This window comes from Pelomicrobium sp. (assembly GCF_036803785.1).
Lineage (GTDB): Bacteria > Pseudomonadota > Gammaproteobacteria > Burkholderiales > UBA6910 > Pelomicrobium.
The window spans coordinates 1-10,069 of record NZ_DAIRTR010000108.1; the positions used below are offsets into that span (position 1 = coordinate 1).

The window sequence follows — 10,069 nt, forward strand, 5'->3', positions numbered from 1 at the left end:
AGCCCCCCCAGCACGGCACCGCCGATGGCCCCGATGGCCGCCCCCTTGCCGTGGCCGATCTCGCTGCCCGCAATGCCCCCCGCAGCGGCGCCGGCCGCGGCGCCGATGGGGGTCTTGGTGCCTTCGATGGTGACCGGTCGCACGCTCTCCACCACCCCCAGGCGCACGGTCTGCTCCTGGCGCACCTGGTCCCGGCTGTAGGCGCCCCCCGACAGGCTGGGGGCGCATCCCGCCACTGCCACGGCGACGACCATCAGGACCCCGTTCCCGATCCCCTTGCTCATGACCTTCTCCCGCTTTGGCTTACCACAAACGATAGCCGAACGCTTCGTAGAAACGCTCGTCGATTTCTTCCCGGCTCGGCCGGTGGTTCTGGGCGCCCCGGTGGGCAATCTTGATGGCGCCCATCACCGACGCGAGCCGCCCGGCATCTTCCAGGGTGAGCCCGTTGGCGAGGGCGTAGAGCAATCCCGCCCGGTAGGCGTCCCCGCAGCCGGTAGGATCCACCACTGCCTCGGCCCGCACGCACGGGATGTGAATTTCCCGGCCCTCGGTATGAATCACCGACCCCTGCCCTCCTCGGGTGATGACGAAGGCCTTCACCCGCCGCGCCAGGGCCGCGACCGACATGCCGGTGCGCTCCTCCAAGAGCTTGGCTTCGTAGTCGTTCGCCGCTACGTAATCGGCCGCGTCGATGAAGTCGATTAGCTCCCGCCCATTGTACATGGGCAGTCCCTGGCCCGGATCAAAGAGAAACGGAATGCCGGCCTCGCGGAATTCCCGGGCATGCTTAAGCATGCCCTCGCGGCCATCCGGCGCCACGATCCCGAGCCCAATGCCTTCGGCTTCATGGACACTGTTCAGGTGGGAATGGTTCATGGCCCCCGGGTGGAACGCGGTGATTTGGTTGTCGTCCAGGTCGGTGGTGATGAAGGCCTGGGCGGTGTAGGTTCCCTCCACCCGCAGCACATGGGTGCGCTCTAGCCCAAGCCGCTCCAGGCGGCTTTCGTAGGGGTGGGAGTCCTCTCCCACGGTGGCCATCACCACCGGCTCCCCGCCCAGCAGCCTGAGGTTATAGGCGATGTTGCCGGCACAACCGCCGTACTCCCGCCGCAGGTCCGGCACCAGGAAGGCCACGTTCAGGATGTGAATTTGATCGGGCAGGATGTGGTTCCTGAACCGATCACGAAACACCATGATCGTGTCGTAAGCGATGGAGCCGCAGATCAGCGTGCGCATGGCTGGTCGATTATACAGGAGCCCAGGCAGGCCCGCGGGCGCGCGCCTGAGGCGCCGGCGAAGTCGCGGAGTAAGGTGGCGGTGCGCTGGCCGGCGCTGCCGCTATGGGATAGGGATGAACTCGTTGCGGCCAGGCCGCGCCGTCAACGAAACGTGACCGTCACCTGGGGTTCCCCTGGTAGTCCCCGGTACCGGACGCGGATCGAAGCCCCCGGCGCAGGCGTCAGGGGGGCACTGAAGGCGCCCAGGCTCACGAGATCGCCGGGTTGAAGCTGCTCGCCTCGACGTCGGAGCTCCTGCACGAGCCAGAGCAACGCATTTAGGGGCTGGCCCAGCACGGCCGACCCGGGGGTGCGGGCGAGGACGCGGCCCGTCCCGTCTTCCACCACGACTTCCATAGTCTCGAGGACCACCGGATCGAGCCGCGCCACCGGGAGGGGCGGGCCCAGGACGCCGAGGCGGGCGCCCACGTTGACCGCGGTGACGAGGGCGGCGTTGAGCGCAGCCCCTTCTGCCATGGCCAGGTCAGCGAGCTCGATGAAGGGGATCACCTCCTTCAGGGCAGCGAGGGCTTCTCCCGGCGTGCGCGCGGCATTGACCTCCTCGCTGCCCACGCGCACCAGCAGATCCGCTTCTACCACCGGCCGGGCTCCGTAGGCGACCGGCACCGTCGCACCGTCGGGAAGCAGCATCTTTTCCAGGAGCACCCCGCGGACCGGCGCGGTGGCGCCGAAGCGCTGCTGCAGGGCGGGGTGAGTGAGCCCCACCTTGTAGCCCACCCGGGGCCCAAGCCTAGGCTCGAGCCGCGCCACTAGCTTGGCCTGGGTGCAGAGGGCTTCCTCCAGGGTCATGGTGGGATCCAGTCCCCCTAAGGGAGCCCGGGCGTGCCAGGCCGCGGCCAGGGCGTCGGCTTCGGTCTCGGTGGCACAGGCGCTCCAGGCATTGCCAGCGGCCCAGGCTAGGGCCCAGGCGAGCCCTGCCCGCCATCGGAGTCGAGGGAAGGGTCGATGAAGCATTGCCGGCAAGGGGGGCATGGAGCCGGCGCAGGAAGGAAACAAGCCCCGCCCGCGAAGACCTGTCCCACGGCGCAGGCGGGGCGGGATGGGGTCAGCTCAGATGCTTGTTGACCAGCTTGGTCATCTCGAACATGGACACCTGGCTCTTGCCTCCGAAGACAGCCTTCAGCTTGTCATCGGCGTTGATCATGCGCTTGTTCACGGTGTCCTGGAGTTTGTTTTTCCGGATGTAGTCCCACACCTTTTTCGTGACCTCGGTCCGGGGCATGGGGCTCGAGCCTACCACCGCCGCCAGGGTAGCGTCGGGGGTCATCGGCTTCATGAAAGCGGGGTTGGGCTTGCGCTTGGCCGCCGGCTTGGCCGCCTTCTTGACCGGCTTTTTTGCTGCGGGTTGCTTTTTGGCCGCCGGCTTCTTCGCCACCGGCTTCTTGGCCGCAGGTTTCTTCGCGGCCGGTTTCTTGCTCGCCGGCTTCTTGGCCGCCGGCTTCTTCACGGTTTTCTTGGTCGCCATAGTCTTCCCTCCAATCGATTCGTGCGGTCGCCTTTTCCCCTCTATGCCGGTGCCTGGCTCAAGGCGATAGCTAGGCGACGAGAGAATGCCTAAGCTTTTCGCTGCGCGCAAGGGGTTTTTGCCCGCGGGCGCCCGTTTTTCCGGGCTTCGTGGCCATCGAGACCGTGGTGCGGTTCCACAAGGGGTGGCTTTCCCAGGCCCGGTCCCGGCAGCGCGAGCCTCTGAAGGCCCATTCGCCGGAAGTGGGCACTGGCCGCTGGGGGGGCGAGTGGAAAGGTCTGCCGCTCAGCGGCAGGCAGGCCCGGCCCCATCATGGCTGCCCAAGCCCTGGTGCACCGCACCGGCCCCCGGAGACTTCTCCTCGCCGCCCTCGGGCGGGCTGCGCCTCCCGCAACGCCTCGGGTAAACTTTGAGCGGTGTCCCAACGAAAGACCGATTCTTGTCCCCGTCCATGGCAACGCCCAAGCCCACTCCCAAGGCCCCCGCGGCCCATGTCACCAATTTCCTGCGCCAGATCATCGAGGAAGATCTGCGCACCAACAAATGGGGAGGCCGGGTCGCCACCCGCTTCCCTCCGGAGCCCAACGGCTACCTCCACATCGGCCACGCCAAGTCCATCTGCATCAATTTCGGCCTGGCCCGAGACTACGGCGGCGAATGCCACATGCGCTTCGACGACACCAATCCGGAAAAGGAGGAACAAGAGTACGTGGATTCCATCCTGGAGTCGGTGCGCTGGATGGGGTTCGACTGGGGCGAGCATCTGTACTACGCCTCGGATTATTTCGACAAGCTCTACGAGTTCGCGGAATACCTGATCCGCAAAGGCAAGGCTTACGTGGACAGTCTCTCGACCGAGGAGATCCGGCAATACCGGGGCACACTCACCGAACCGGGGAAAAACAGCCCCTACCGGGAGCGGACGGTGGAGGAGAACCTGGATCTCTTTCGCCGCATGCGGGCCGGGGAATTCCCCGACGGCGCCCACGTGTTGCGGCTCAAGATCGACATGGCCTCCCCCAACATCAACCTGCGTGATCCCGTGATCTATCGCATCCGGCACGCGTCCCACCACCGCACGGGGAACAAGTGGTGTATCTACCCCATGTATGACTATGCCCATTGCATCTCGGACGCCCTGGAGCGGATCACCCATTCCATCTGCACCATGGAGTTCGAGGACCACCGGGCCCTGTACGACTGGATCCTGGACGAACTGGCCGAGGTACTGCCCTGGCACTCCCGCCAATACGAGTTCTCCCGCTTGAATCTCCTCTACACGGTGCTCTCCAAGCGCAAGCTGATCGAACTGGTGCAAGGCGCCCACGTGGACGGCTGGGACGACCCGCGCATGCCCACTCTGGTGGGCTGCCGGCGCCGGGGCTACACCCCCGAAGGGATTCGCCTGTTCGTGGAGCGGATCGGCGTGTCCAAGCAGGAATCGTGGATCGACATGACCGTGCTAGAAGACTGTATTCGCGAAGACTTGAACGAGCGGGCGCCGCGGCGCATCGCGGTGCTCGATCCCCTGAAGCTGGTGATCGTGAATTACCCGGAGGGAAGAGAGGAGACCTGTCACGCACCCCACCATCCCCAGAAGCCAGCGCTGGGCGCCCGGGAGCTGCCTTTCTGCCGGGAGCTATGGATCGAGCGGGACGACTTCATGGAGCATCCCCCCAAAGGCTACTTCCGCCTGTCACCCGGCGGGGAGGTGCGGCTGCGCTACGCCTACCTCGTGAAATGCGTGGGGGTAAAGAAGGACGCCGAGGGACGCGTGGTGGAGGTGCACTGCACCTACGATCCCGAAACCAAGAGCGGCACCCCGGGAGCGGAAAATCGCAAGGTGAAAGGCAACATCCACTGGCTCTCGGCCCGGCACGCGGCGCAAGCGGAGGTGCGCCTCTACGACCGGCTGTTTTCGGTCCCTCATCCCGGGGCCGGGGGGCGGGACTATCGGGAGGACCTGAACCCCCATTCCAAGCAGGTGCTCACCGCCTGGGTGGAGCCCCTTGCCGCCGCCGCGCAGCCCGAAGACCGCTTCCAGTTCGAACGACATGGCTACTTCGTCGCGGACCAGCGAGACCACACGCCCGGGCGGCCGGTGTTCAACCGCACCGTCACCCTGCGGGACTCCTGGGGAAGCCCGCGGCAATAGCCGTTTACGTAGGGCGCGCTGAAGGCACCGCCGAAACGCCCCCCCGCACCCGGTTTCGCGACGACTCGGCCTCGTGTCCCAGCGGCCGAACGCCCACACACGCCCGGCGAGCGCGCTCGGGGGCCCCTGTCGAAGCCGGCGGGCGGCGCCCCCGCCCGCTATGCAGCGCCTGCAGCGCCGGACTCGCCCCGCAGCCAAGCAATGGCCTCCTCCGCATTCCGATCGGGGGAACACGGGATAGAAGCCCTTGACGATTCGCCCGTTCTCCACGACTAGCGTCAGCCGCTTGTACAGCACCATCCCTTCGACCACCAACGTCGGCAGCTCCAGGGAGTGCTTCAACCGCAGCGCGCGGTCGCTCAAGAGCTGGAAAAAGAAGGTGCAGGTGCGTCCGCACCCCTGCTAATAGTCAGTGCTCTGGGCGCTCAACCCGAAAACGCCGGTGTGCAGGCATTGCAGCTGCACGTGGTGGTCCCGGAAGCCGCAGGGCTGAGCAGTGCAGCCGCGGGCGTCGGGAATAGCGTCCCAGACGCGAGGCAGCGGCACGCCGGGGCGGCCTGTCAGGGGGTACACAAAGAGGATGGAGCAGCCGGACCTCACCCCCAGGTTGACTTCGGTGTCATCGGTCGCCGGGAGGATTAGACTCGGCAGGCGCATGCTCTGGAGGTGGGATGCCACCCATCGTCCCTAGGGTGGGGAGGTCTTGCGGCAGCTCGGTGAAGCCTGTGCCCATGGAGTTCTCTCCATTTTCCGACCCAAGCGTGTCTCAGCGGGTGCAAAACGGGGGCTGCGCCTCGCAGGCAGGATCTGGGTACGGGAGCCCCCGGAAGACGCGGAGATTCCTTGCCCTCAGCCTTGCTTCAAACGAAGCTCGCGGCCGAAGAACGCCGCCCCCTCAGACCAGGCAATGGCGCAAGCGCGAGCGGCGCTCGTCGAAGCGCCACAAGCCTGCCCGCCGCGCCGCCGCGTAGGCGGCTTCCATCTCGCTAGGGAGCGGCCGCCGGTCGATCTCCGCGTACAGCCGGCGCCCGTCGTCGGCGACGGAGCCCACCTGGTATTCGGGGCGGTACTGGCCCATGATGTTCACGTAGGTGTCCGGCGACACGGCTTTCGCCAGCCACTCGAAGATGGCCGCCGCCTCCTCCACGAGGCCCGGCATCACCAGGTGGCGCACCAGCACGCCCCGCCTGGCGAGGCCGTCGGGACCGAACTTGAGGGGTCCCACCTGCCGGTGCATCTCCAGGATCGCCTCCCGCGCCCGCTCCGGATAGTCCTTGGCCTTGGCGAAGCGGCGGGCGCTCTCCCGCGTCCAGAACTTGAAATCGGGCATATAGATATCCACCAGCCCGTCTAGCAGCCTGAGCGACTCGACCGCATCGTAGGCGCTGGTGTTGTAGACAATGGGAAGCTTGAGCCCTCTGGGTACTGCTGCGGCGATCGCCTCGATGACCTGAGGCACTACGTGCTCGGGGGTTACGAAGTTGATGTTGTGGCAACCCTGGGCCTGTAGCTCCATGATAAGGTCGGCGATCTCTTCCGCCGTGCACGCCCGGCCGGCGTGCTTCTGGGAGATGTCCCAGTTCTGGCAGAACACGCAACGTAGGTTGCACAACCCGAAGAAGAGGGTGCCGGAGCCGTTCCAGCCGCGCAGGCAGTCCTCCTCGCCGAAATGGGCAAAAGCGCTGGAGACAACGGCGTAGCGCCCCGTGTTGCATACCCGCCTCTGGTCTTCCAGGCGGTTGACGTGGCAGTTCCGGGGACAAGCGCAGCAGTCGGCGAGCTCCGCCAGGGCCGCCCTCACCCGCGCTTTCAGGCCACCGTTGCGGTCGGTCGCCAGGTAGGCGGGCTCGAAGTCGGTCACGACGAAGCGAGGATCCGTATCCCAGGAGATCGACGCGCTCCCCATAGGCGAGGTGACGGCAGGAGACGACACCCAATCGACATTTTAGACAACCCCCCGCTGGCCTGGGGTCCAGATCAGGGGGCCTGGGGAAACTGGGCTTTTCTAAAAGGACGGGCGCAACGCTTCCCTTGGCTCGCCCCTGCCGCGAGTCAACCGCAGAATGGAGGCTTCGTTCGGAATAATGCCGGAAGAGGCGGATTTGTGGGCGCTACCGCCAAGGGCTACCGGCTTGCGGTGCGGCTAGGCGTTTGCCCCCAGCGGTGACTTGAATAATCGCCGTGGCAGCCACCACAGATAGAACACCATTCCGAACAGCTCGACCAAGGACTGGAATACGATCACCACCACGGTGGTCTCCCAGCCGGCGGGCAGGGCCAGCGCGAACGGGAGCACGAGGAAAGAGTTGCGCGTGCCCAGGCTGAAAGCCAGAGTGCGCCCGGTATCGACCGGCAGCTGCAGTACGCCGGCAAGCCCGCGCGCCAGCAACGCGGCGACCACAAGGAAACCGATGAATACCGGCAGCACCGTCAGCAGCACCGGCCCGGCCTCGAGCACCGTCTCGACCTGCTCGGCCGCGATCAGGAAGACTACCAGCGCCAGCAAGGGGACCGGCCACACGCCGAGCCGCTCCCGCCAGATCGCCCGGGCAGGCTTGGACTCGATCCAGCGCTCGGTCAGCGCGGCGGCCACCAGGGGCAGGCCGATCAGCGCCAGGGCGGCAGAGAGCATCTCCTCGGTTTTCAGCGCCGCGCCGAAGTCGGCCGCCGGCAGGAAGACCGAGAGATAAACCGGCAACAGCAGCAGTTGCGCCAGCAGATTGAGGGGCGTGACGGCAATCGCCCGCGCCGTGTTGCCGCCCCCGAGCTGGGTGAAAGTCATGAACCAGTCGGTGCAGGGCACGAGCAAAACCAGCAGCACACCGAGGCGCAAGGCGGGGTCGTCGGGGAGCCATTGCAGGGCCAGCCAGACTCCCAGCGGAATGAGGACGAAATTCCCCAGCAATATGGCGAGCACGAAGCGCTTGTCACGGAAAGCGTCGCGTATGTGCAACAAAGGCACCTGCACGAAAGTCGTGTAAAGCAACACAGCCAGCACCGGCCACAGCAAGATCTCGAAACCCTGGACAAGCGCGGGCCAGAGACTGCCTAGCGCCAGTCCTCCAAGGATGGCGGCGAGGTAGATCCAGACTTGGCGGCGCTCCAGGCTCAAGCGGTCCATCGATCCTCCAACGGCTCACCCTCCGGCACCCAACGCTTCATTTCATCCGCCTAACCGGCCATGCCTCCGCCTGGAGGCCACCGGCCCTGTCCAGTCCCGAACCCGAGGGGATTGCCTCGACCCCCTCAATGCCAGCCACGTCCGCTCGGTCCTCAACAAATGGGCGCACGACGGCCACCGTGTGGCTCGACCACACTGCCTGCGCAGAGTGCCTCGAATGCTCTGTTGGACCCCGCTGCCTGCTCAGGCGAGCCCGGGCCGCGCCAATGGCCGGGAGGCAGTGTCCCGGTCGTAGCCGAAAGCTGCGAGGTCGCGGTTCCTCGATGGAGTCGAGGGAATCGCGCTCGCCAAAACATGACGCTCATGAAAAGAAAACGGCCATGGGAAACCGTAACACGAAAGGCCGCGGCCGCGCGAGGGTGTGCGGCAGGAGCCTGCCGCAGGGACTCGATCGACGCGGCGGCGCGCCAGCGCCGACGTCGCCTGGAATCGGTTGTCGGAGAGCAAACCAAAACCATGTCCACGCTCCGCTCGACCCACGAACCCGAACCGCCCTCTCTCAGTCTTGGGCTCTGTTTCGCCTAGCCATGTGCCGAGTTTTTCTTCCCTAACCCTTCATGCTTTGAGAGCGCACTAGCAAGAAGGGAGGATTCGATTTCCTGCTTCACTGTCTCGTAGTTAGGGGGGTCGGCTGCTTCGAGGCGAGCTCCAACACCTGTTTTGCCATTTCACCATAGCCGTCATCGCCCTCGGTTATGACCGGGGTAAACATGACTTCATGCTACGGTGGTGGTGTTGCCGCGAGCGCTGCCGGTTACGTTCTTTTGTCTACCCAACAACTTAAACGGAATTTTCTAAACGTCGATCAGGATTAGGGGCGGCACTACCCCGTGGTTGGCGAAGCCGAGGTCACGGCAGCCTTCTATCATCTGGTGGTCTAGCGCAGAGTGTCGGCCTTCACACGGAATAGGGCTCTGTCGGCGATAGCGCCTCTCCATCGCGAGTTGTTGGGTCCAAAAACTGTCCTGGCTAGACGGCGTAGCGCGCGAATCGCCCAGCGCACCTTCCGGTTCTTTTGAGCGAGCGCCGACGAGGTCGCGACGTGGCCCGTCGCCATGGGGGGGCAGGCACGGTGCGTCGTGCTTCGCCTCACGCCTCATCCGAGAGAACGAGGGCGACGATTGGCTGGTGAATCCGCCCCCGGGGTTGGTTCCAGCGCCCACCCGGCGCCCAACCTTAGCCGAACAGCACCAGCCCCCACACCACCGGCACGTTCACCGCGCTCACAAACACCGCCGCGCTGCCGTAGTCCTTAGCCCGTTTGGCAAGATGGTGCTCCTCCAGCGATACCCGGTCCACCGCCGCTTCCACCGAGGAGTTGAGCAACTCCACCACTAGCACCAGGATCACGCTTGCCACCATGAGCGCCTTGCCCGCGCCCGAAGCAGGTAGGAACAAGGCCAAAGGGACCAGCACCGCGGCGATCCAGACTTCCAGCCGGAAGGCTCCCTCCCAGCGGTAAGCGGCCTTCAGCCCGTCCAGGGAGTGGAACAGGGCGTCCCACACATGTTTGAGCCCCGCCTGCCCTTTGCGCGGACGTTGCGGCGAGGTCATCTCCAGCGCAGATCGAGCACGCGCGCGGCGCGGATTTCGTCGAGCCGCTTTACGGGAAGGGTGTGGGGGGCGGTCTTGACCCGCTCGGGGTCTTCCCGCGCTTCCCGTGCCACCTGGGCCATGGCCTCCACAAAGGCGTCCAAGGTCTGCTTGGATTCGGTCTCGGTGGGCTCGATGAGGAGGCACTCGGCAACGAGCAAGGGAAAATAGGTGGTGGGAGCATGGAAGCCGTAGTCGAGGAGTCGCTTGGCGAAGTCCATGGCGCCCACGCCCGTCTCCTGCTTCAGGCGCTTTAGGGTGACCACGAACTCGTGGCCCGCACGCCGGTGGGGATAGGCGAGCTCAAAGCCTGCTTCCCTGAGCCGCACCATGAGATAGTTGGCATTGAGAGCGGCGAAGGCGGACACGCGGCG

8 protein-coding genes and 2 pseudogenes are annotated in these 10,069 nt (G+C 65.7%); 1 reads left to right on the forward strand and 9 read right to left on the reverse strand.

Going from position 1 to position 10,069, the window contains the following annotated elements; genetic code table 11:
• The 4 genes and pseudogenes from V7Q81_RS11935 to V7Q81_RS11950 all read right to left on the reverse strand — a co-directional run.
• Positions 1-284, reverse strand: a pseudogene (locus V7Q81_RS11935) (hypothetical protein); the annotation flags it as partial.
• 19 nt (positions 285-303) lie between these two features.
• A complete protein-coding gene (locus V7Q81_RS11940) occupies positions 304-1,239 on the reverse strand; it encodes a carbohydrate kinase family protein (RefSeq protein ID WP_333843566.1) in 936 nt (311 codons plus the stop codon).
• 143 nt (positions 1,240-1,382) lie between these two features.
• Positions 1,383-2,255, reverse strand: a complete 873-nt coding sequence (locus V7Q81_RS11945) for a 2-keto-4-pentenoate hydratase (RefSeq protein ID WP_333843568.1) — start codon at positions 2,253-2,255, stop codon at positions 1,383-1,385.
• Positions 2,256-2,346: 91 nt separating this feature from the next.
• Complete coding sequence (locus tag V7Q81_RS11950) at positions 2,347-2,766, reverse strand: SWIB/MDM2 domain-containing protein (RefSeq protein ID WP_333843570.1); 420 nt, start codon at positions 2,764-2,766, stop codon at positions 2,347-2,349.
• A gap of 451 nt (positions 2,767-3,217) precedes the next feature.
• Here V7Q81_RS11950 and V7Q81_RS11955 point away from each other — a divergent pair, with 451 nt between their 5' ends.
• Positions 3,218-4,921, forward strand: coding sequence for a glutamine--tRNA ligase/YqeY domain fusion protein (locus V7Q81_RS11955; protein ID WP_333843572.1), 1,704 nt, complete (start codon positions 3,218-3,220; stop codon positions 4,919-4,921).
• 402 nt (positions 4,922-5,323) lie between these two features.
• Here V7Q81_RS11955 and V7Q81_RS11960 read toward each other — a convergent pair whose 3' ends face one another.
• The 5 genes and pseudogenes from V7Q81_RS11960 to V7Q81_RS11980 form a co-directional block, all read right to left on the reverse strand.
• A complete protein-coding gene (locus V7Q81_RS11960) occupies positions 5,324-5,599 on the reverse strand; it encodes a hypothetical protein (RefSeq protein ID WP_333843574.1) in 276 nt (91 codons plus the stop codon).
• A gap of 217 nt (positions 5,600-5,816) precedes the next feature.
• On the reverse strand, positions 5,817-6,782 hold the full coding sequence (locus tag V7Q81_RS11965) for a radical SAM protein (RefSeq protein ID WP_333843575.1): 966 nt from the start codon (positions 6,780-6,782) through the stop codon (positions 5,817-5,819).
• 282 nt (positions 6,783-7,064) lie between these two features.
• Positions 7,065-8,042, reverse strand: a complete 978-nt coding sequence (locus V7Q81_RS11970) for an arsenic resistance protein (protein ID WP_333843577.1) — start codon at positions 8,040-8,042, stop codon at positions 7,065-7,067.
• A gap of 1,236 nt (positions 8,043-9,278) precedes the next feature.
• A complete protein-coding gene (locus V7Q81_RS11975) occupies positions 9,279-9,656 on the reverse strand; it encodes a diacylglycerol kinase (protein ID WP_333843579.1) in 378 nt (125 codons plus the stop codon).
• Positions 9,653-10,069: pseudogene (locus tag V7Q81_RS11980) on the reverse strand (aminomethyl-transferring glycine dehydrogenase subunit GcvPB); the annotation flags it as partial. The pseudogene V7Q81_RS11980 and the gene V7Q81_RS11975, both read right to left, overlap by 4 nt.

Coding starts and splice junctions, on each gene's coding strand:
- V7Q81_RS11975 (WP_333843579.1), bottom strand. CDS start 9,656: ATGACCTCGCCGCAACGTCCGCGCAAAGGGCAGGCGGGGCTCAAACAT.
- V7Q81_RS11950 (WP_333843570.1), bottom strand. CDS start 2,766: ATGGCGACCAAGAAAACCGTGAAGAAGCCGGCGGCCAAGAAGCCGGCG.
- V7Q81_RS11940 (WP_333843566.1), bottom strand. CDS start 1,239: ATGCGCACGCTGATCTGCGGCTCCATCGCTTACGACACGATCATGGTG.
- V7Q81_RS11955 (WP_333843572.1), top strand. CDS start 3,218: ATGGCAACGCCCAAGCCCACTCCCAAGGCCCCCGCGGCCCATGTCACC.
- V7Q81_RS11970 (WP_333843577.1), bottom strand. CDS start 8,042: ATGGACCGCTTGAGCCTGGAGCGCCGCCAAGTCTGGATCTACCTCGCC.
- V7Q81_RS11945 (WP_333843568.1), bottom strand. CDS start 2,255: ATGCTTCATCGACCCTTCCCTCGACTCCGATGGCGGGCAGGGCTCGCC.